The sequence below is a fragment of the Mesobacillus stamsii genome (assembly GCF_030814065.1).
GTDB lineage: Bacteria > Bacillota > Bacilli > Bacillales > Cytobacillaceae > Mesobacillus > Mesobacillus stamsii.
In genome coordinates, this window is the sequence record NZ_JAUSUN010000022.1 from 12,133 (window position 1) to 34,706 (window position 22,574).

Genomic DNA, 22,574 nt, shown 5'->3' on the forward strand with positions numbered 1-22,574 from the left:
AATATAGTCAACCGAATCCTATCTGTTAGTACAATTAAAAAAATAAGCAGATGCCCTGTAACAGGACACCTGCTATTGATTTATTCTTTTGGATTTTCGTCAATTGCCTTTGGGTTGTCGATGACTGAGTCGATTTTCGTATCGGTCTCTTCAATTGCAGGCAGTTCATCCTTTTTTGTATTGATATTCACTTTCAGATCGTCACTATCCAGGCTGACTTTTCGCTCTGGAAGCCGTCCGTGATCGATCAAATGCTTGATTTGTACTGCATCGAGTGTTTCCACTTCAAGAAGCGTATTTGCGATAATATCAAGCTTTTCACGATGCTCTGTAAGAAGCTCCTTCGCCTTTGCATAACATTCCTTAATAATCGTTTGGATCTCTACGTCTATCTCATAGGCTATCCGATCGGAATAGTTCTGCTCACTGTTGAAGTCACGTCCAAGGAAAACCTGACCTTGTGCCTGGCCGAACTGCAATGGTCCAAGCTTATCACTCATACCAAATTCAGTAACCATTTTCCTGGCAATGCCTGTTGCTCGTTGGAAGTCATTGTGAGCACCTGTACTCACTTCGCCAAAGACGATTTCTTCCGCCACACGGCCGCCAAGGAGGCCGGTGATTTTATCAAGCAGCTCTGGCTTTGTCATGAAGTAACGATCTTCCTTAGGAAGCATAACTGCATATCCTCCGGCCTGGCCACGCGGTACAATCGTTACCTTGTGGACCATTTCTGCCTCATCAAGGACAACTCCGATGACGGTATGACCGGCTTCATGGAAGGCCACTATATTTCTTTCCTTTTTGGAAATGACACGGTTTTTCTTGGCAGGACCGGCAATGACGCGGTCGGTTGCTTCATCCAAATCCAACATGTCAATCTTCTTCTTATTTCTTCGAGCAGCAACAAGCGCTGCTTCATTGAGCAAGTTTTCAAGATCCGCTCCAGAGAAGCCTGGAGTACGAGACGCAATGCTCTTTAAGTTTACCGAGTCATCAAGTGGCTTATTTCTCGAATGCACCTTCAATACAGCTTCACGGCCAATGACATCCGGGCGGTCGACTGTGATCTGGCGGTCGAAACGTCCTGGACGGAGCAATGCCGGGTCAAGGATATCAGGGCGGTTAGTAGCCGCTACAATGATAATGCCCTCGTTAGCACCAAATCCATCCATTTCAACAAGCAGCTGATTGAGCGTCTGTTCCCGCTCATCATGCCCTCCGCCAAGTCCAGCACCACGCTGGCGGCCAACAGCATCAATTTCATCGATAAAGATAATACATGGCGCATTCTTTTTAGCTGTTTCAAATAAATCACGCACACGTGATGCACCGACACCGACAAACATTTCTACGAAGTCGGAACCACTGATGGAGAAGAACGGTACTCCTGCTTCTCCAGCAACTGCACGCGCAAGCAAAGTTTTACCAGTTCCCGGAGGTCCCACTAGCAGGATCCCTTTTGGAATGCGCGCTCCTAGCTCGGTGAACTTGCGAGGGTCTTTAAGGAATTCAACCACTTCAACAAGCTCTTGTTTTTCTTCATCTGCGCCCGCAACATCCTTAAAGCGCACTTTTTTCTTTTCCTCATTATACAGCCTTGCTTTGCTCTTGCCGAAGTTCATGACACGGCTGCCACCGCCCTGAGCCTGGTTAAGCAAAAAGAAGAACAAGATGAAAATGATGATAAACGGAATGATCGATGTAAAGAACGTTACCCATCCGCTTGTTTCCTTCGCTGGCTTGATATCAACATTGACATCAGCTGCAGTCTGTTCAATGCGGTTTAAGGTATCAGGGTTGCTCCATACATAAGTAATAAAGCCTTTCCCTTGTTCCTGACCCTTCATCTGGCCCGTTACTTCATACACCCCTCGTTCAGGCCGCAACGTCAGTGTTCCTGAAACATTGCCGGCCTCAAGCTCCTGCATGAATGTATCGTAAGAGATTGGTTCTGTTGGCTGGTTATTCCCATTAAAGAAGCTTACTACTCCGATAATGACTAAAAATATTAATAAATAAAAGATGGTATTACGGAAAATCCGATTCATCCCTTACCTCCTCCCACGGTAGACAAACTATACTAAATAGTATCATAGTGAATTATGCTAATACAAGAAATTAACATTCAGAAATTTGATTGAAAAGCGGATTGTGATTGAATTTCTTTATTTCGAATAAACTTCCGGCTTTAAAATTCCAATATAAGGAAGATTACGGTATTTTTCCGCATAATCGAGGCCATACCCGACCACGAACTCATCCGGAACAATAAACCCAACATAGTCCGCCGCGATGTCAGCCTTTCTCCCTGTTGGTTTATCAAGCAGCGTAACAATTTTGATCGACTTTGCCTTGCGGTATCGGAACAGCTCAGCCAAATAGCTGAGAGTTAAGCCACTGTCGATGATGTCCTCAATGATCAGAATATCTCGTCCTTCAACGGAAGTATCCAAATCCTTGAGAATTTTAACTTCACCGGATGATACCATAGCATTTCCATAACTTGAAACATCCATGAAATCCATTTCAAGGTAAGCATCCACACGCTTAAGCAAATCACCCATAAAAGGCATTGCGCCTTTCAGAACCCCAACCGCAAGCGGGAAACGGTCCTTGTATTCTTCCGTTAACTGAGCGGCCAGCTGCTGCGTTTTTTTCTGAATCTCTTCTTCTGTAAACAAAACTTTTTCAATATCATTTTTCATCATGATCATTGTGCCCCCTGGATGATATCAATGCTTTATATAAGTTAAGAGTAATAACCTATTGCCTTGTTGATTTGCTTCATGATTTGATTTTTTCAGGCCTGGAAGCCAAAGGATCCTGTCATTCTTGTCTGTGACGACTGGCCATTGATCTCTCTGCCCTAACGGAATTTTCCTATCGATGAAAATATCTTTCAGCTTTTTTGACCCCTTCATCCCCTTCAAGGACATCCTGTCCCCATCTTTCCTCGTGCGGATATACAAGGGAGTATCCGTTTCCTCCAGGTTCACGATGAAATGATAATTAGAAAGATCGATGTCATGAACAGCAGCGAGCCATTGGGCATCAATGATGTCACCATTCGGCAAAATCAGCTGTTTTGGACCTGTCATTTCAAGGCAATAACTTTGCCTTTCTGGCAGATTCAATGTGGTGAAATGACAATTTTCATACGATCGTATGATTCTTAAACCGCTGGGGAAATCAAGAGTTCCTGACGGATGGGGATTGCGAATTATTGAAAAAATCTTTTCAATATGTATAGCGGAAAGAGAAGCAGGTCGATCATTGTAAAGATAATTTAATATTAATTTAATCGCTCTCCTTTGTAAAGGCATTGGCATTTCCCGAAATAAACGAATAGGGACCGTGACCATTTGGTCCTCTTTCTTCATTACTTTATTCAATTCTATCCTTGTTAATTCAAGAAGATACTTTTCGTCCATCTGCAGTTCCTCGCTGAAGCGCTGGAAATGTTCATGAACACCAGGGTTTTCTTCTTTTAAAAAAGGCAAGATGGTTTTCCTGAATCGGTTCCTCGTGTAGTATGCTTTGTCATTGCTGGGATCGATCCTTGGTTCCAGGGAATTCTCCATGCAATAGTCCCCTAGTTCCTTCTTAGTCAGACATAAAAACGGCCGGAAAATCGTGAAGGTTCCCAGTTTACGAGAAAAAGGAATGCCTGCTCTTGCAGCTCCTGAACTGCCCCTTGTAAGTCTCATCAATACCGTCTCTATCTGATCATCGCCGTGATGCCCCAGTGCAAGGTATTCAAATTGATGTTTGTTCATCACTTCCTCAAAAAAGGCATATCGGCATTCGCGAGCCGCTTGTTGCGAGCTTAGCCCTGTCTCTTTGATATAAGCTGGCACATCAACTCTTCTTCCCTCAAAGGGGATGCCCCTGTTTTCACAAAACTCTTTTACAAACAATGCATCCTGATAAGATTCATCGCCACGGAACATATGGTCAACATGGATAGCAATAAGCCTCAGGGATTTCCGATTCCGCTGCTCAGATAAAAAGTGAAGCAAAGCTAGCGAATCTGGTCCTCCGGAAACACCAACCGCGATTGACTTGTTATTCAGCTGAAAACCATGCCTTTCAAGAAAGACATCCACTTTCATCTCAATCATCATGCTCTTCCTTACTGCATTGTCGGTTAAACCCTATACCCAAGCCGGCAAGCTAATAATCTTCTAAATGGGTTTGTTTTTTTAGCTTAACACTTTCTGTTGTTCATATCAAAAATGAGGGCACTTTTTCCTTATATACGGACGGATCCTTAAAAAGTTTCACAAATATCAGGTAATCTGGCTATATATATAGAAAAAATACATTAGCGAGATAACCAAGATGATCGTGATGGTTTCAAGTGCCGCGAATTTCTTCTTGCCCTTGTTAAATTGTTTTCGTGTTTGCACGGATGTTGAAGATTTAGCCTTTTTCACCGGGCTTCTTGCTGGTTGCCTCGGAAATGGGGGCTGTTTGGCTGTTTTTTGCTGGCGATTGCTTCTTGATGGCGCATCTGGAAGATGTACTTGAATTATTTCCATGCGCATTTCGTTTGCCGACAGAAATTTCCCAGACAGTGCGTAGGAAATAATTTTTTCATATCTCGTCAGCTCAGGGCTTTGCTTTACCTTTTCCATGATTTCCTCGAGCCCACCTGATTTTTTCGTAAATCGTTGCGGAAAGGCCGTGTTAATCATGATCATCGCGACTGCAAATAAATCGTACCGAGGCTCTGCCTTTCTGCTTCCAAGTCCCCAGTAGCCACGGTCAAAGTATTCTGTGAACTCTTTGATAGAACGCCCCTGCATCGTTGTTCCGCCAACGTCGATGCAGCGGATTCTCGCGGGCGGTCCGGTAACGATCAAATTTTCCGGTTTTAAGTCCCCAAAAACCCAGCCATTGTCATGCAGCAGCTGCAAATCCGCCAGCAGCTGGAGGACCATCACTCCTGTCCAATCAGGTCCTTTTTGCTTCAAAAAAGAGAGGAAATCCGGTCCTTTTATAAATTCCATCACATAAAAACTTACTTTTCCCTCAGATGTTTCCCAATCATCCACGTCCAGTAAAGAAGGCCCGAGGGCAGATCCCTGGACCTTCGCAAAAGCTTTTAATACATTGACTTCAGAAGTGACCGACATTCCATTGTCGCTCATTTTCAACGCAACTTGTTTACTGTCATGCCTGGCTAAATAAACTATCCCATTCGCTCCAAATCCAAGCTGCTTAATAATAGTATAACGATTGTGATGCCATTTCCCTTCAATAATTGTCCCGGAACTGATCTTAGACAGATTCTTCAAAGAAGGATTCATCATCACGGTTCAAAAAGCTCCTTAAAGATCTTTTTTTATCGAAATAGGGAAGAGCTTCACGAAGAGCTGGGCCAGTAGGGGTAATCCCACCGGTCGTCAGCTTGGCAAAAATGCTAGTCAACGACTCCAGCTTAGGTGTCCAATCCAGCAATTTTTCGACATCCTTTCGTTTCCCGGGAAATACAAATACAGAAAAGTGATTATCTCCGGATCGAGCATTCAGACTCAAACTCAGGTCCAGCAAGGCTTCCTTCACAGTCGGGAGCTTCTGCTTCATGCTCGCACTCGTGTCAACAAGAATCAATACGTCCAATTCAACCGTCTCCCCAAGCTCGTCTATCACTTCCATGACTTCCCCTCGCTGTTCCGGAGGGAGATCTTCTACTGTTCTGCCGCCGCCAAGAATTTGCTGAATCTCCTTATTAACCACACCTTGAAGCGTCTGGGTCATCGCTTTTCTGGTAACCATCTGCACAGTCTGAGAAAGCTGCTGCGCATAGACTATTTGGCTAACGCCGCCACCAGCCATTGCAAGTCCCTCAATTTCTTTCATTCCCTGTTCATCTATCACGTCATGTTCCATCACGCCAATGACATTTACCGTTATTCCCTGCTCCTTTGCTAACGCAGCCATTGCGATTGGATCTTCCCCCTGATTTGAGCAGCCATCGGTAATGAGCAATATTTGCCTGATCGTACCTGTTTTCATACGGTTCCCCTCACTTTTAGCTCTACTATTACAATCTAGTAAAGCCAATAATAAATTTGTTACCATTTTAGACGAAGCAGAGGAGAAATATACATTAGAAAAGCGCAAGCGCGATTAAGCTCTTTTTTGATAATTAGTCATCGGGATCGATGCCCATTTCGGGATATTGTGATCGATCTTTGCGACAACGACGGTCATGTCATCCTCAATTGATCCCCCGCGGGAACGGATGACTTCCTCCATAATTAAATCGGCGATCGCCTGTGGATCATCTGTCTGAAGCTCATTGATTTTCCGCTTCATCCATAAATCGTAATTCTCGACATGTTTTGGCCCTTCGAAAACACCATCGCTCATCATGATTAACAAGTCTCCAGCCTTCAGCTGCTCGCCGACGACGTCCACTTCGAATTCATGAAGTATGCCCATCGGCAAATTGCTCGCCTGAACCTTCAATACATTGGAACCGCGTTTGATGAAGCTCGGGGTGGAACTAATTTTCAGAAACCTTGTCGATGCATTTTGCAGGTCAATCATAGCGAGGTCGAGAGTCGAGAAGATTTCATCTGTTGTTCTTAGCGACAATATGGAGTTCACTGACTTGATTGCCACTTTCTCTTCAATTCCCGATTGCAGGATTTGTTGCAGCAATAACAATGTATCTCTACTCTCCGAATGCGCTCTTTCTCCATTGCCCATACCGTCGCTTATCGCAATCGCAAACTTTCCGCCGCTTAGTTCGATGATTGAAAAGCTGTCTCCGGAAACAAGGTCCCCATCTTTAGCAGCATGCGCGACTCCTGTCGATACGACAAACGCTTTGGCAGATCGGAATGTCACATGGCAAAAACCGTTCGGGAATGTCGAACATTCTTCCGAGTTGACGATGATATTTTCCTTTAGGATATCCGATAGCATCGGTGCAATCAGTTTTTCGCATTCCCCGAGTCCTTGGCAATATGGGATCGTCATATCGATGTCGACATTGCCCTGTTCCAGACTGTAGATTTCCACTTGCTCGATATGAATGCCAAAATCCTGAAGAGACTCAAGGATCAGCTCTTCCTGCTTAGAGTGGTTCTCGCGCTCCCGCTGGATTTCTTTCGCAAAATCGCCCATTACTTCCGATACACCGAGCAATTGATCAGCAACAAGCCTCCTGCTTTCCTGAACCTGCTTTTTCAGCTTCCGGTTAGCCTGAAAATAGGTCAGCTGCTGCTGCATAATTTCAAGAACTTTCTTCGATCTCGTGCAATGCTTGTCCCACTCCCGGGACAGTTTTTGCGGCACCGTCCCGGAATTTTGATCCATCTCCTGCATAATTTCACTCATATAGTCATAGGTTGTATTAAAGTTCCTTGTCCAGCAATGGTCTTTCTTAAAGCAAGTCTGACAAGTCTTTTCGGTGACATTGCTTAAGAAGTAATCCATTTCACGATCCGTTTCAACCGTTTCATCCTTGACTTGCAAAGCGGAGAAACTTTTCGACAATGCCTCAAATACATTGGAGAACTGGACGACACGCTGTGCTGTCACATCTCTCATCTTTCTCATATACTGCTGCTGTTCTGCTGAGTACTCCGCTGTCCCGGGAATATGTTTGGCGATCCGTGACGTAAGGGAAAGAGGCGTAAGGAAGAAGAGCAAGACAGCTCCGGCTGACTCAGTCAATGTCTGACTAATAGCTCCTCCGCCCTCGCCATACATGCCTATCAAAAGTGTGGCAATGAACAGTCCAAAGGCTACCCCTGGCTTCTTTCCCTCTTTCAGCAAGCCGCCGAGCAGCCCTGAAAAGGCAAGCAGGCTCATATGGTAAAAACTAGACACGTTTGCAAGACTGAATATTAATCCTGTTACGACACCGACTGTCGATCCCACCGTCGCTCCGGCAACAAATGAAAAAATGAGGATCAAATAACGCGACATGACATGTTCAACGGATAAGCCATAAATCGTCCAGCCAATGGTCCCCGTCATCACGGAAGCCAGCATGATGATCAAACAGACAATTTCCTCTGTTTTCAAAGTTTGCTTGCGAAGGCCCGAAGTCATCAATGGAATGCTTTGCAGGAAAATAAACGTTAACACCAGGCCCAAACCTGCTTCAACTGCTGTCATCATCCCTTCATACATGGTTATCGTTCCTGATAAAACAAGAGTTTTTACCGTTTTGGCTATTAAGATAGTAAAAAATATATAGAAAGGCATCACTTTCAGATTATTCTTGATCCACTTTTTTGACAGCTTGTATAACAGCAAGAATAAGAATACGGACCCAAAAGTAAAAATGGCAGCTGTAAATGATAGGGTTGCAGCTCCAGCAACCAAACCAAACAATGCGATTGGAGCAATGTCTTTACGGATGAGGTATACAGCGGCAAAAAACGGCAGGCTAAAAGGAGTCAATTGCTCCAGTATCAAGGCACGGCCAAGCAAGAATCCAATAATCAAAAATAAGTAACCTTTTTTCAAGAGAACGGTTTCGATCTTGGATTGCAGCTTCGACATGCCTTTTGCCAGCCTGAATCGGGATTCCTCGAAGCGAATTTCACCGATCGGTTCTATCAAGTTCCTTTCTACCTTTTGCATTTACTACACTCCCCACTTTTTTTATTGTTGCTGATTATTATAAAAGCGAGTCATCCAGAAGTTTGTCAAAAATAAGGACAAGCATACAAGTTTCGTTCGACGCATTTCCCCGTGGATAAAGCAATCACTCGAAATATCCCGGATTCGTTTCGCATCTTGTTGAAATTTCGCGCAGTCCTTAAACTGTTTTATTTTTTTCTTTTGAAAATATTGATTGACACTATTTTAATATCTATGTATTATATTTCTTGTGCCTTAAAAACAATATCGATATGGCGGTGTAGCTCAGCTGGCTAGAGCGTACGGTTCATACCCGTAAGGTCGGGGGTTCGATCCCCTCCGCCGCTACTGACGAAAAAGTATAGCCGACTGCCTAGAAACGCAGAAACGGGAGACTCCAAAAGAAGATATGCTTTTTGCATCTGCTGGTGGAGTGGAAGTTTCGGAGTTTCTAGGGTCATACAGCAAAGCTAAAAAACCTCGTTCCTTTAATAGGAACGAGGTTTTTTATGGTGAAGTCCGCCCGAACAAAAAAGAACCTGCAAGAATACAGGCTTTCTTAAGATGCTATCGATAATTGAAAACTGAATATAAACTAAAAATGCAAGACTTTTTAATCTCTAACGGGAATTAAAATTCTTTGACCGATATATAAATAAGCGTTTGTATCAATGTTGTTCCATCGGGATATCACATCGATAGTCCTGCCGTACCTTTGAGCGATTGACCACAATGTATCACCCTTTCTGACAATGTGAACGAACTGCCCTATGGCCTTTAATTGTGACCAATTAAACAACCTTCCTGGATCCGTTCTCCTGCCAGGGGCGTACTCATCATGCCCAACAACATGCTGTCTTTCTCTCACTATTAATGGATGGCGCTTTAAGATTTCATCCAGAAGCAAGTTTAATGAGCGATACTGTGCATCTGTGTAGCCAATATCTGAGGGAGAGATCAAATCGTATGTCTCGGATGGAAAAAAAGGCAACATTTCTCTACGGGTTCCAATTGCCATTAATTCTATCCCAATTGAAGATTCATTTAACCGGTTATCGAGTTGTGGAAATCCCGGAAGGCTCCCCCTCCCGGCATGAAATGCAGCACGATTTTCATCGACAAATCGATAAATCTCCCCATTCCTCCCAATCAGGTAATGGGAAGAAACCCCACTGTTTAAAAAAATGCGGTAAATATCTTGGAGATTGTAAGGATTTTGCGGATTATTGGCTGCATTGGATATGAAGTGAATTACAATATGCGTTATATTTTCTGTTCTTGGCTTTGAATTTTCTAACGGAAGGTAATAATTGTGAACACCTACTGTCCTTTCAGGAATAATCAGTGCGGTCCCTGGATAAATTATATTCGGATTTTGAATAGTATTCACCCTGATGATTTCTTGGATGGATGTATGGTATATTTGTGCAATTTGCCATAAACTTTCCCCTGGCTGCACGACATGAGTTGGCATAACACAACCCCTTCCCTTAATAGCATCCCTTATATTTATTCGACGGTAAGTGATCATATGAGGTTTTTTTTTAGAATCTCTGTGAAGATATTTATTTGACTCCCCAGTTAGAAAGAATAACGGTTTTAACAGGAAAAGAAAGTCCGTTTTTACTGTTCGGGTTTGATTTATACCATCAACCGGAGTACAAAGATTTAGAATATTTCTCTCTGGTTATCACACACTAATAAAAAGCTAATGAATCCCAGAAAGGACAGAGAGTATGAAAAAATATCTTGTGCTCCTCATTTTCACTATCTCATTTATGCTCATAGATTTATCTCCTGTCTACGCTCAAAATATTGGAACGGCCGATAGAAGCGATTGCCACGCCTTTAACGGTTACGTAAAGTTTTTATGGTAAACGGGGAGTCAACAGATGGTAAATTATTTGTCAATGAGTGGTACAAAAGATGGCAGAGGTGGTAAAAACCCTTGGCCGTAATCAATGGTTCTCTTAATAAGCAGAAAAGACTTGAAAAAACATCATTAATCAGGAGGATCCAACAATCATGAATACGTTCAACCTAAAAGAAACAACGGCTCTGTTACACTCGTATGGTTTCAAATGTGACACAGAAATGGTAAGCCATTGGATAAGTGAGGGGAATATTAAAAGCATTGAAAACGGTGGAGCATACGAAGTTTTGGAGGAAGAAGTTTATAGATTTATAGAAACATACAGATTGGAAGGTAGAGCCTTTAAGGAAGGCATTGATGATCAAACTATGATTGGGAGATTACTAGAAGAAATTACCGATCTTAAAAAGCAAAAATATACATCACCTCTACATTGAATACATGTAAACGATGTGAGGACCATTGGAATTCCAATAGTTCTCACATCGAAATTAAGATAAATGCGGTTTGTCGGCAGGACCCCCTTTAGCTTTAGCAACAGCTATCCCTTCCTTCTGGCGTTGTTTAATGTTCAACCTTTCCTGTTCTGCAATCGATGTATAAACCTCAATAATGATTTTGTTGAACATATCTATAACCCATTCTTGACCTTTTTGGAACGTCCTGCATTGTAGTAGGAAGATCTATAATTTTCACTCTAATTCCTGTTTAAAAACCTTTTATTTTACTTAAAGATAAGGTGTTCGGTTGCTATTCCATTTAATTTATCTATATCCACTAAGGTGTCCCTTAATGTTTCAACTCCAAAATCTCTCTCTAATAGTAAATATTTGGGCTTACATTTATCTAATACTAATTTCGTAGCTTCAATAATTTCAGTATCAAGGGTCTGAGAGTGCGAGTCTCTCAACTTGCCGTTTGGTAATTTTTCATATCCGGATACATGAACACATACGATATCTTCAAAAGGAAAATCCGAAATGTATGTTAGAAAGTCTATATTGTTATTAATTGCCGTCACATAAGCATTAGTAATATCAAACATTACCTTTACATTGCCTGGCGTTTTTTTCATTACCTCACTGAAAAACCTTCCCTCTGAAAACTGATTTTCTTTATTCAATTCATTTTGAGTAATATTCTCAATTAAAATAAGATTTTCAAAATAACCTTGTAATGATTCGAGATTATTAACAAGAATATCTACATATTCATTCGAATAAGGTATGGCATTTACTGTAGATAAATAACGTCCCTGTATATGTGAAAATGCAACATGATCAGAAAAATAATCAGCATTACAGTATTTATACTGATAATAATAGTTTTCCAGGGAAGGAATATGTATACCTTCTTTAGACCCTAATGAAGATTTTAAACAATGAAATCCGATTTCTACTTCGTGGCTCTTACTTAATTCAACCAATTTATTCATTGTTTTCACATTAGTTATGTCCGGCATTATTTCAATAAAATCTATGTTCGGAAAAATCTCTTCAATCCATTCCCCATGGATAAAATCTCTATAACACAAGCCAACCTTCATTATATAAACTCCTTTCGATGAGTTAAAATAATAAGTGAGGCTACCACATTTAACCCTAATAAGTAAAATGGAAACTCATTGAAGTAAATCGACAGCAAAGTGAATATTAACAAGGATACTGCACTTATTAAATTGTAAGTTTGCAGAGTTACCTTTGTATCAATATGGTTATTAACATTCATAAACCTTGACCTAACTTCAACACTAATTGAGATTCCTAACGCTACTATAAAACTAAATAGTATGATTCTTATTATCAAGTAAGCCTCTATAAAATTTAAAATACCGAAGGAAATAAGAAATAAGATATGTAGCTTATTTTTAGCCATTAAACTTATATCAAATTTCTCTCTACTTATTAAATTCAAATATGCAACTGAAACGATACCAGGCAGTGTAAACACTATACTTGAAAGATTAAGTAGTTTCTTTTCCGTGAGTTCGGCTACAAATAGAGGAATCCAAAATACAGCTGTAGTACCCAGTAACGATAAAACAAATATGTATACCTTCCCCTTAAGTGCTTTAATGCTTATTTTTTTTTGACTTTGTTCTACTTCGGGCTGAATGTTTATAAATAAAAAGAACAAAAACGAAATAAGCAATATAAAAATATATTCTTGTAGCTGCATTTTATATATCCAGGCACCAATTGCAAAACCGATAATCTTAGAGAAATTACGCAGTAAAGTTATATTTATTAATCCAGATCTTATATTATTTTTTGTACGTAATAACTCTTGCTCAAAAGAAAGCAAATGGAAAGAGAAGGAGAGAGTACAAAATACATATAAAATGACTAAAAATAAAAGAGAGTTACTATTAGAAAATATGAGAGTAGCAATTAAAAAAACAATGCTAATAAGAGTTAAGTTCCGAGAGGAAACTTTAGATACCTTCTTGAAGAAAGTCACATCAAAAAATACAAACATATCAATTATAGAACTTAAAAATAAGATTAGAAAAACCGTTGCCAGATCTTCTACTATTAACCATGTCGTAGCGTACGAATAGAATAGTCCCGACGATAGTATAGCTAATAGATAAAGAAAAGTTATCTTTTGAGAATTGTTTTTACGCAACGTACACTGCAAAAATCTCCCTTTGCGACTTTGCAAATTTTTTGCATTCATCAACTGACTTAAATTCATATAATTCACCATAACCTTTTAAAGATATATAAAGATAATGTGTGTTATTCCCTGATATTATGATTCCATAATTAGACTCCTCAAAGGACATAAGTAAATGTTCTGCAGCATCTCTTGACACCCTCGTATAATTGTTCTCTTTCAAAAGTTTAATAACTTCTAACCAAAAGTAAAAACTAAATTCGCAATCAAAATTATAATATTCTTTATAAATTCTCTTTATGGTTTCCTCAGGTAAAGAAGATAAAGAGGGAACATTTGCATATAATGCCAATGAAAACTTATCTAATTGATCGGAAACATAAATATTAAATATTTCTTCAGAACTAAGAATCGTCATTGTTTTTAGGGCAATATGAAAGGCATGAACACAGCTAACTGTATTTACGCCTTTATGTAGTAGTCTATCTTATTTGTAGCAAGTTTCAGCTGCTTGCTTCTTAGAAGACTTTTTGAAAGTTTGAACTTTCATGCCCTTTATCTCCTCTCAAAGCTGCATTTATAGCCATATTTTATAATTTTTGGCTATATTTAATATATTAACAAAGAGTATATTATTAATCAAGCATTTTTTATAAAATATAAAAAATTATTAATAAATAGAATAGTAAGATTAATTGGACGAGTTATTTCAAATATCTATATTTCATAGTTGAATTGAATTAGCATTTATTATTTTATAATCTGATTATCCATTTAGCTCAGTTTCCTTTTTTCATACGAACGAATGTTTGGTATACTGAAATCAAATATTGGTTAAGGAGTGATTTAGATGGCTAAAAAGGAATCTATGAATTTGATACAGTTTCAAAAAGCATTTCAAACGGAAGATGCGTGCCATCAGCATTTATACAAGATGAAGTGGTCTGATGGATTCCGTTGCCCAAAGTGGTCAGCACGATCGGGCTTATGAAATCAAAACCCGTAAACTTCCTTTGTATGAGTGTACGAATTGCCACCATCAAACAACGGTCACTGTAGGTACTGTGTTGGAGAAAACTCGCACAGACCTTGTAAAATGGTTTTGGGCGATTTACCTCATCGCTCATGACAAGCGTGGGGTTTCTGCAACGTTCCTTACTGATGAACTTGGCGTTGCCTATCAAACCGCTTGGACGATCCAACATAAGGTCCGTAAAGCAATGGGAGAGCGTGATAGCATGTATACCCTAGCTGGCATTGTAGAGCTAGATGATGCTTTTTTCGGAGCGCCCACAGAAGGCGGCAAGCGCGGGCGCGGTACGGATCAAACCCCCGTCCTTGTTGCTCTCTCGCTTGATAAGAAAGGTCATCCTAAATATCTTAAGATGCAAGTGATTCCTGACGTTAAAGGTGTTACACTTGTTACCTTTGCACAAAAGTTCATCGAGTCTGGATCAACCATTACAAGTGATAAGTACCGATCTTATAAAGCTTTGGCGAAAGAAGGGTTTAATCATGAAGCCAAACTCTTTAATCCAGTGGATAACCCAGATCATCTAAAGTGGCTTCATACGGTCATCTCCAATGCTAAAGCCTTTATTGGCGGGACCTATCATGGGTTGGATTCCAAACATTTGCAAGCATACCTGGATGAATTCTGTTATCGATTCAACCGTCGAGCAATAAAAAACGAACTGTTTAACCGATTGGCTCAATGTTGTGTTTCATCAACCACTGTAACCTATACTGAGCTAGTTGGATAATCAGATTTTATAATTCAGTACAAGCCCAGTGGTAATTACAGTGAAAATTAGAAAAATTAGGCAGTCAGATGCAGAAAGGTTTCTTCAATTAACTCAACAAGTATGAAGATTTTAAAAAATACCGATTTTCGATTCAGGAGTACTGCGATGTATGTGGTATTGACCGCGAAAATGGAGGGAACTACATAAAGATAAAAAAATCTCTGAGAGCGCTCGAGATAAGAGTTTTTGGATAGCACTAGAGGATGAAAGTGAAGTGCTAATGAGCTGGTTATCGAAAAGTCCGTGTATATCCAAGTAAGGGGATAATAGACGTTGAACTTGATAGTGATTTGAAGCCATACTTGTTGCAGCTAAAAGCTTTCTTCACTAAATACAATTATTTGTATATTATGACTAGGAAAAGGCAGTACAGTACGGTGGTATGAATTATTAAAGTCGTACGAAAATAATTCAGGAATCATATATGAAATAGATGAATTAAGAAAGCTCCTATGCATTTCAAAAGACACCTTGCCACGATGGGTTGATTTTAAACGTTTTGTAATTGAACAAGCTATGAAGAAAACTAACGAATTAACAGACATTAGTGTCAGATACAGTCCAATTAAGAAAGGATGTAGCGTGTTTGAAGTGAAATTCAACATTTTCCCAAAAAGTGAAACAGAAAAAATTTTCGCTCAAAATGTTATTGAACGACGTCTAGATCCAGCAAAGGCCAAAGAATATACTGAAATACCTTATTAAAAAAACATGAGCTCCTCTATGGGGGAGTATCAGGAAAATTCGGATTTACAACGGTAAGAGTTTTGAGACAAGTCGTATGGAACTTTATGAATCCTTATTTTGCACGATTTTATGTCGGTTTCAATAGATCTCGGTGTATACTGGCATCATCATTTTTTTCAATCTACTTGTCTAAACACTTATCAAGCCCTGTTTTTAGTGGTCTTCTTTTAGGGATTATAATTGGATTCATAGGACATGGCATAGAAAAATATGTGATTTACAGAACTAAAAAAGAAAAGAAATAAACTATATAAGTTCATATTGAATTTCAAGGATTGCTCCAGTTAAATTAGAGTTTGTTGAACAATATATATAGATTGACGAAATGTTTTCCATTGGTGACTATGTGAAAGCCTACCGTACATCCGGTCTTGCTGGCCTTGATATGGGTTGTTCCACTGGAAGACGTCCGATGCTAACTCCTGAACAGGAACAGAAAGTGTATGAAACAGTCAGGGATAAGACGCCTGCGGAGGTAGGGCAACTGCCGCAATGAACTGGACCGCGTCCCTTCTTGCAGCCTGGATTGAAAAAGAGTTTCAGGTCACTTATTCAGGAAGGGGAACGAACTGGCTGCTCCACCGCCTTGGCTTTAGCAATACCCGCCCGACTTATTCTCTTGCGATGGCAGACCCAAAAAAACAGGAAGAATTCAAACAGGAATTCGACCAGTTAAAAAAATTGCTTCATGGCGAAATTGATCGAATCGTGTTCGAGGACGAATGCATGATCAGGGATTACCAGGCAATCGGAAGAACCTGGTTTCCGAAGGGAGAGCAAAAGATCATTCCCACGTATGGGAAGCACGAAGGGGCAAAACTGCTCGCAACCCTGGACTATGAGACAGGCGATGTCTACTTCGAGGAACATGGCAAGTACGATGCCGAAGTCTTCCTTGGCTTCCTGAAGAATTTCCTTGCCACCTATCCGACGGGAAAGACCGTCATGATTCTAGATAATGCCCGCATCCATTATGCAAAGATGATCCAGCCGTTCCTTGATGAAAATAAGGACAAACTGAAATTTGTTTTCCTCCATATAGTCCGCAGCTAAATCTGGTTGAAAGCCTGTGGGGCTGGCTAAAAAAGTCTGTGACCCATAACGTCTTCTTTTCTTCGGTAAAAAAATTAGGGTTGCCGTCAAATCATTCCTTGAAGAGATAAGCAAAGATTTGTCAAACGTTGTAGAACGTCTTTGCATTCATTTATAGGGATTCTTTTTGGCATTCTATATAGAAATTTCATTTTAATCCACAACTAAATAATTTTCTAAACAAGACAAAAGACAAGCCAGCAATCGACTTGTCTTGGTATAGCATATTACCTGCTATTATATATCGTCACTTAGCAGCAAGTTACCCTCTTCTGGCTCCTCTACCACCGCGCTTGGATTCGGTAGCACGTTTCAGAGTTGACAAACGGTCTTCACTATCCTTCAGAAATTTCGCCATTTTGGACTCGAAATTTTCAGGACGGACATTTCGGGTGTCATTTCCTCTTCCGCCACCGCGAGGACGCTGAGAGTAAGGTCGGTCTGGTCGGTCTGGTCTTGCAGGCCGCTCTGGTCGGTCTGGACGGTCCACCGCTTTTTTGATTGATAAACCTATTTTCCCGTCTTTTTCAACATTGATTACCTTTACTTCAACCTGGTCGCCCACTTTGAGGTGGTCATTGATATCCTTGACATAATTGTCTGCAACCTCACTGATATGGACCAGTCCAGTTGAGCCTCCCGGCAGTTCCACAAACGCCCCGAAATTTGTAATACCTGTTACCTTTCCCTGTAGCTTGCTGCCTACTTCGATTGACATAAAAAAGTTTTGCCTCCTTAAAGATATAAAAAATCAAACTTACTTTATATTATACAGAATATCAAAAAAGAGTGTCAATAAGCCGAATCCTGGGAGTTCTTTTTCTCTTTTGGAAGGTTGAAGATGATTTCGTTCTTTTCGGATAGGAAGTATTCCTTGCGGGCAAGCTTCGCTATGTATTCGTCATCATTCAATTTGACAATTTCCTCATCGAGAATTTTCTGCTTTTTCTTTAGGCTTATTAATTTTTGCTCTAGCTGCGCTTTGTCCGTCTGCTTCTTTTCCAGCGCAGCCGTCTGGGATACGAAGGTGGAGATCATCAAATAGGAGATGATCGATACGAATAGAGCAAAGACTGCGAGGCGCCTAAACAGCAGTTTTCGCTTCCTTGTTTGTGCTATACCCGCTTTTTTGTGCTGCTGTACGTATTGGTTCTCCATCCTGGCTATATTCCTTTTCCTGATAACACTCATTCCCCGCAGTCCCCCTAACATGTATTTTTCACTTTTATGGTATCTATTTCTTAAAGTTCTTTATCCATTTTATCGGCTTAGTAACATAATTCTTTACGACATTTAGAAATCCTGCCCATTTATTATATAACTTCTCGACGCTTTTTTTAACTGTTTTCGGCAAAAGTTTCCAAAAAAACAGCAATATCATCTTAACTGGCTTCAAAATGAGGTTTTTCAGCAGCGATAACGTAACGAAAAGAATCCATTTCAGCAGAGAAAAAAGCCCTCTCCCCATAAGGAGTACGAGTGATAGAGCAGTAGTGACAAGCACTCGCAGCGGCTTAACTAGGAGGATCATTACAGCTTTGACGAAGAAAAGATACATATTGATCGTAACGGTGATTGTCTGCTCGAGCAGTTTCAGGTACATTGTCTTAAACAAGCTTTGATAAGCCGCAAAGCCGCATAATAATGCCAGGAAGATATAAAAACGCAATTCCCCTAAATTAACGGAAAATAACACATAAAAAATCGACAAACTTTGGAATACCCAAAACAGGATGTCATTGATGAAAACGATCCAGGATTTCCGCTTTGATCTTTTCAGGAAGCGATTATGAGTATCTAGTGAAGCTCCGAATAGGCTGCCCATCCCAATCATGGCGAGCATCGTCAAAAATTGGGTCGACAGTGTCATCGGAATAGTTTGCTAAAGAATCCTTTAGCTTTCTCCCCATTCTGCTCATCTAGGTAGACCAGATCAAAGATTTTCCCCTTGATCGAGACGATTCCCTTGTCGACATCCAAATTCTTCATTTGTAAATTTTGACCTTTAATTGCCAGAAATCCCATGACTGTCTCCAACAGGAATTCTTCGTTATCAAAGCTTTCTACCTGCTTTACTCCGGTGATTTCTAATGTCCGTCTGCCCCTCATCACTAAGTCATGATCTGGCAAATTGCTTTTCGCTTGGTTGGATTCATAATATTGGTTCATCTTAACCCCTCGCAATCATAATGCACATTTGTACATGCTTATGATGGGAGCAGTCAAAATAGAACAAGTCTTACGATGTAGCAAAATTACTCTTGGTCATCTCCGGGAATTCGGTCTTCTCCAAGGATTGTATACATTTCTGCCGCTTCCTCCTTACGAGAATTCTCCTGAATCCGCTCAATTTTGACAGAAACAGTCTTCTGCCCGAAGCGGATCGCCAACTCATCGCCGGCTTTTACATTCGTGCTCGCTTTTGCAGGAACACCGTTGACGGAAATTCTTCCTTGATCCGATACTTCCTTTGCCAATGTTCTTCTTTTGATCAATCTTGATACTTTTAAAAATTTATCCAGTCTCAATGCAATTAAACCTCTTTTCAATAATTGGTATTTATTACCTTATAATCCGCGTTTCTTCGCTTCATTCCAATAGTCATCAAGCTCTTCCAGGGAATGGGCTTCAAGCTTCCGCCCCTTTTCAGCGGCTTTCTGTTCGAGAAAAGCAAAACGGCGAATAAATTTCTGGTTTGTCTTGTGTAATGCCTGTTCAGGATTAATGTTATAATGCCTTGCAAAGTTTACGAGCGCAAAGAGCAGGTCGCCGTACTCTAATTCCATGTCATCAAACTGGCTATTCTCGCCCATTTCAGCTGAGAGCTCCTCGATTTCTTCCTTAATCTTATCGAGGATGGGGGCTACTGTCTTCCAATCAAAACCAACTTTCGCTGCTTCTTTTTGCAATTCACATGCCCTCAATAAGTTTGGCAGTCCTTTGCCGGCACCCTCAAGCACTGATTTTACTGCGCCGCCTTTTTCCTGCTTTTTGATTTCCTGCCAATTGCGCAGGACATCTGCTTCATTTTCTACTGTCTTGCCGCCAAAAACATGAGGGTGCCTGCGGATCATTTTTGACGTTAACCCTTCGATGACATCGTCAATCGAGAAATATCCATCATCTTCGCCAATCTGAGCATGAAGCATGACCTGCAGAAGTACATCTCCCAACTCCTCTATCATATGGTCTATATCCTCATTGTCAATGGCTTCAAGCAATTCGTAGGACTCTTCGATCAAGTATTTCTTTAAGGATTGATGGGTTTGCTTTTTATCCCACGGACAGCCGTTTGGTCCTCGCAGTTCTGATATAATTCCCCGCAGCTTCGAAAAGTTCTTGTAGAGGATTTGCTCATCTTTCACTGGAGGAACATATACCGATGTCAGATTGCTGATTTCCATCTCCCGGTCGAGTTCATACAATGGTATTTTTTTTACCACTTCCTCCTTGCTACCTGCTGCCGTGACGATATATACCTCATAGTCATCCGGCAATTTTTCCATCAGCGTTAGCTTGACGTCAGAGGCAACAAACGAATCATACACCTGGCCGATGATAATATGGCTACGAAGCAGCAGATCTTCTTTTACAAGAGCCGTGCCATCGAGCAGTTGGAATCCATCGATCGGATCCATTTTCAGCGATTGGAACATCGCATCAAGGAAGCTTTGACCGCCACCGATCGCGATCTCTATTTCACGTTTCGGACCTCGTTCAAGCAATAGCTGCACGGTTCGCTCCGCAATCAAAGGATGTCCGGGAACGACATACGTTACGGGTGCCCTGTTTGCTTCTGCCATCAAGAATTCCGTGATTTCCTCATAAACAGCCGCAAACTGATCGTGCTTCTCATAAACCGCATCAAACGAATGAAACTGGATGCCCTCCTTCTCGAGCTCCGCAACGACCGGGTGCTCCTTTGTCCGTAAAAACAGGTTCTTCTCCTGTTGCAGCGTTCTATATACGCCAAGCGGCAGCTGATCAAGGTCGCCAGCGCCAAGCCCGATAATGACAATCTGTTTCTTCATGTCTCGCTTCCTCCTATTTTTCATTAGGCATTACCTGGTAAAAAGCTGTACAATCCGGCTTCCGAATGGCAGTGACGCCAGCTCCTCTTCAGGAAAAGCTTTTGTTTTAACCAGTACAAAAAAATAAATAAATGCCCCAATTGCCACCGAGCTTACTGCCTGGAAAATAGCTCCGAGTCGATCCGGTTCTACCCACGCATAACCAAAATTTGTTATCCATAAAAATAATCGTAAAAAAACAGCCATTACAGCCGAAGATAGCAAGACTTTGCTAATAAACAGAATGGATAAAACTGGGCCACCCAATTCGCGCCGTAATTTTGCCATCAAGACGAGCAGAACGGCGAGCATGGCTATCAGCGTGGCCCAGGCAGCGCCCATCGTCCCGAAATACGGGATTAAAATAAGGTTCGCGATATATTTTAGAAAAAAACCAAAAAGCACGGCTGCGGCCGGAAATAGCGGATGATCCAGCCCTTGGAGGATGCTCATAATCGTCAATATAACAGAGACAAATAAGATCATCAGGCTCAGTACTGCGAGAACATTTGAACCATCGGAATTCCTAAACAGCATCCGATTCACCGGGGCGATGATGCTCGACAATCCTACCGCTGCTGCTGCGCCAAAAACCAAGCTTACCTGAAGCGCGAGCTGGACCTTCGAGAGCATTCTTTCTTTAAGGGCGTTTGTTTTGTCCAGAGAAATTGCTGGAACAAGGCTCAATGACATCGAGGTTGCAACAATAGCTCCAAGCTGGATAAGCGGCTGTCCCCGGTCAAAAACCCCTTTTGCCGACTTTGCTTCCATAGCCGTCAAACCTGTACCAAGCAAGGAATGATACAGGTTCAACGAGTCTGCTAGCTGAAACAAGATCAACAGCATACCGCTGACGCTGATGGCAAGTCCCTGTATCATAAGTGCTTTTACAGCCCATGCTGCATCATGAAGCATGTCCTTAATAGAAAAATGCTTGAATGGGGCCTGGCCCCTATTTTTCAAAAAGAAAAACCCTAGCAGTAGCACCGATACAAGTCCTCCGATTATTGATCCGAATACTGCTGCGGTTCCTGTTACATATAGGGATAGGCCGTGCTGCACAAACACTGCCGATAGGATCAGGATAGTCGTGACGCGAAAGAATTGTTCAGAAACCTGGGAAATCGCTGTCGGAACCATATTTCCCTTCCCTTGAAAATACCCCCGCAATACCGAGATGAATGGGAAAAACAAAAACGGAACTGCAACAACTTGGAACAGTGGCGTTAATTCAGGATCTCCGACTTTTCCGGAAATCCAAGACGCGCCAAAAAAGAAAAAGGCAAAAAGCAGTCCCCCCATCATACCGAGAATCAAAAGCGACAAGGCCAATAGCCTGTCCGCCCTGCCATGATAACCACTTGCCTGCTCCTCTGTGTATAATTTAGAGATGATCACAGGAAATCCATATGTAGATAAAACCGTGAAGATGCCCAGAAAAGGATAGACTTGCTGATAAATATAAAAACCAATGTCTCCGACAATGTTCTGGAACGGGACACGGTAAACAGCGCTTAATATTTTGGTAACCAGTGCTGCCACGGTCAAAATCATGGCGCCCTTCATTAATTCGATTGAATCTACAACGGGCTTCATCGCCCAGCTCCTTCCAATAATCAGTTTCAACCGTATTATATCATAATACGAACATGCCAGCTCCAAGCGATAAAGACCACTCTACAAGGAAAATTGCGAAATGAAAAAACAGGCAGCTTAGAAAGCTGCCCATTCAGGTATGATAAGAAAAGCGGGATA

The 22,574-nt window shown here is 41.2% G+C and carries 19 protein-coding genes, 1 tRNA gene and 4 pseudogenes; 7 read left to right on the top strand and 17 right to left on the bottom strand.

Translation table 11 applies throughout. The features are described 5' to 3' along the window. Positions 1–80: 80 nt before the first annotated feature. The 6 genes from ftsH to spoIIE form a co-directional block, all read right to left on the bottom strand. A complete protein-coding gene (ftsH, locus tag J2S25_RS15105; RefSeq protein ID WP_044391964.1) occupies positions 81–2,051 on the bottom strand; it encodes an ATP-dependent zinc metalloprotease FtsH in 1,971 nt (656 codons plus the stop codon). Between the two features lie 117 nt (positions 2,052–2,168). After that, positions 2,169–2,708, bottom strand: a complete 540-nt coding sequence (gene hpt / locus J2S25_RS15110) for a hypoxanthine phosphoribosyltransferase (protein WP_198528165.1) — start codon at positions 2,706–2,708, stop codon at positions 2,169–2,171. Positions 2,709–2,735: 27 nt separating this feature from the next. Next, complete coding sequence (gene tilS / locus J2S25_RS15115) at positions 2,736–4,127, bottom strand: tRNA lysidine(34) synthetase TilS (RefSeq protein WP_307192292.1); 1,392 nt, start codon at positions 4,125–4,127, stop codon at positions 2,736–2,738. 165 nt (positions 4,128–4,292) lie between these two features. Continuing rightward, complete coding sequence (gene prkT, locus J2S25_RS15120; RefSeq protein ID WP_044391960.1) at positions 4,293–5,318, bottom strand: serine/threonine protein kinase PrkT; 1,026 nt, start codon at positions 5,316–5,318, stop codon at positions 4,293–4,295. Then, the gene (locus J2S25_RS15125; RefSeq protein WP_084221730.1) at positions 5,287–6,090 is read right to left on the bottom strand and encodes a vWA domain-containing protein; all 804 of its coding nucleotides are present in this window, start codon (positions 6,088–6,090) and stop codon (positions 5,287–5,289) included. Before J2S25_RS15125 ends, prkT begins: the two co-directional genes overlap by 32 nt. A gap of 48 nt (positions 6,091–6,138) precedes the next feature. Continuing rightward, complete coding sequence (gene spoIIE / locus J2S25_RS15130) at positions 6,139–8,613, bottom strand: stage II sporulation protein E (protein ID WP_044391957.1); 2,475 nt, start codon at positions 8,611–8,613, stop codon at positions 6,139–6,141. A gap of 274 nt (positions 8,614–8,887) precedes the next feature. Here spoIIE and J2S25_RS15135 point away from each other — a divergent pair. Continuing rightward, positions 8,888–8,961 (top strand) — tRNA-Met (locus J2S25_RS15135). A 265-nt stretch (positions 8,962–9,226) separates the two neighbouring features. Here the strand turns inward: J2S25_RS15135 and J2S25_RS15140 are convergent. Beyond that, positions 9,227–10,087, bottom strand: a complete 861-nt coding sequence (locus J2S25_RS15140) for a LysM peptidoglycan-binding domain-containing protein (protein WP_052806964.1) — start codon at positions 10,085–10,087, stop codon at positions 9,227–9,229. 551 nt (positions 10,088–10,638) lie between these two features. Here J2S25_RS15140 and J2S25_RS15145 point away from each other — a divergent pair. After that, positions 10,639–10,923, top strand: a complete 285-nt coding sequence (locus J2S25_RS15145) for a hypothetical protein (protein WP_307192293.1) — start codon at positions 10,639–10,641, stop codon at positions 10,921–10,923. A 66-nt stretch (positions 10,924–10,989) separates the two neighbouring features. Here the strand turns inward: J2S25_RS15145 and J2S25_RS15150 are convergent. The 3 genes and pseudogenes from J2S25_RS15150 to J2S25_RS15160 form a co-directional block, all read right to left on the bottom strand. Next, a pseudogene (locus tag J2S25_RS15150) lies at positions 10,990–11,188 on the bottom strand (recombinase family protein); the annotation flags it as partial. Between the two features lie 22 nt (positions 11,189–11,210). Beyond that, entirely contained in the window at positions 11,211–12,032 is an 822-nt protein-coding gene (locus tag J2S25_RS15155) for a multinuclear nonheme iron-dependent oxidase (RefSeq protein WP_307192294.1), read from the bottom strand. After that, entirely contained in the window at positions 12,032–13,183 is a 1,152-nt protein-coding gene (locus J2S25_RS15160; protein ID WP_307192295.1) for a hypothetical protein, read from the bottom strand. Before J2S25_RS15160 ends, J2S25_RS15155 begins: the two co-directional genes overlap by 1 nt. A 772-nt stretch (positions 13,184–13,955) precedes the next feature. On the opposite strand from J2S25_RS15160, the pseudogene J2S25_RS15165 reads away from it, so the two are divergent. From J2S25_RS15165 to J2S25_RS15175, 5 genes and pseudogenes are all read left to right on the top strand, one after another. Continuing rightward, positions 13,956–14,868: pseudogene (locus J2S25_RS15165) on the top strand (IS1595 family transposase). Positions 14,869–14,984: 116 nt separating this feature from the next. Continuing rightward, positions 14,985–15,296: pseudogene (locus tag J2S25_RS20065) on the top strand (replication initiation protein); the annotation flags it as partial. A 43-nt stretch (positions 15,297–15,339) separates the two neighbouring features. Next, entirely contained in the window at positions 15,340–15,615 is a 276-nt protein-coding gene (locus tag J2S25_RS20070) for a hypothetical protein (RefSeq protein ID WP_369293530.1), read from the top strand. Between the two features lie 367 nt (positions 15,616–15,982). Then, positions 15,983–16,153 carry a helix-turn-helix domain-containing protein gene (locus tag J2S25_RS15170; RefSeq protein ID WP_128721481.1) on the top strand — a complete coding sequence of 57 codons (171 nt, stop codon included), beginning with the start codon at positions 15,983–15,985 and terminating at the stop codon, positions 16,151–16,153. Further along, positions 16,150–16,820: pseudogene (locus J2S25_RS15175) on the top strand (IS630 family transposase). Before J2S25_RS15170 ends, J2S25_RS15175 begins: the two are co-directional and overlap by 4 nt. 191 nt (positions 16,821–17,011) lie before the next feature. Here J2S25_RS15175 and J2S25_RS15180 read toward each other — a convergent pair. The 7 genes from J2S25_RS15180 to J2S25_RS15210 all read right to left on the bottom strand — a co-directional run bounded on the left by J2S25_RS15180 (position 17,012) and on the right by J2S25_RS15210 (position 22,415). Next, a complete protein-coding gene (locus J2S25_RS15180) occupies positions 17,012–17,467 on the bottom strand; it encodes a S1 domain-containing RNA-binding protein (protein WP_044391100.1) in 456 nt (151 codons plus the stop codon). Between the two features lie 74 nt (positions 17,468–17,541). Then, positions 17,542–17,940 carry an FtsB family cell division protein gene (locus J2S25_RS15185; protein WP_044391099.1) on the bottom strand — a complete coding sequence of 133 codons (399 nt, stop codon included), beginning with the start codon at positions 17,938–17,940 and terminating at the stop codon, positions 17,542–17,544. Between the two features lie 43 nt (positions 17,941–17,983). Continuing rightward, positions 17,984–18,619, bottom strand: a complete 636-nt coding sequence (gene yabQ / locus J2S25_RS15190; protein WP_044391097.1) for a spore cortex biosynthesis protein YabQ — start codon at positions 18,617–18,619, stop codon at positions 17,984–17,986. After that, the gene (gene yabP / locus J2S25_RS15195; protein ID WP_044391096.1) at positions 18,616–18,918 is read right to left on the bottom strand and encodes a sporulation protein YabP; all 303 of its coding nucleotides are present in this window, start codon (positions 18,916–18,918) and stop codon (positions 18,616–18,618) included. Before yabP ends, yabQ begins: the two co-directional genes overlap by 4 nt. A gap of 86 nt (positions 18,919–19,004) precedes the next feature. Beyond that, positions 19,005–19,277 carry an RNA-binding S4 domain-containing protein gene (locus tag J2S25_RS15200; protein WP_044391095.1) on the bottom strand — a complete coding sequence of 91 codons (273 nt, stop codon included), beginning with the start codon at positions 19,275–19,277 and terminating at the stop codon, positions 19,005–19,007. Positions 19,278–19,316: 39 nt separating this feature from the next. Continuing rightward, complete coding sequence (gene yabN / locus J2S25_RS15205) at positions 19,317–20,780, bottom strand: bifunctional methyltransferase/pyrophosphohydrolase YabN (protein WP_044391094.1); 1,464 nt, start codon at positions 20,778–20,780, stop codon at positions 19,317–19,319. A 30-nt stretch (positions 20,781–20,810) separates the two neighbouring features. Further along, the gene (locus J2S25_RS15210) at positions 20,811–22,415 is read right to left on the bottom strand and encodes a putative polysaccharide biosynthesis protein (RefSeq protein ID WP_044391092.1); all 1,605 of its coding nucleotides are present in this window, start codon (positions 22,413–22,415) and stop codon (positions 20,811–20,813) included. Positions 22,416–22,574 lie beyond the last annotated feature (159 nt).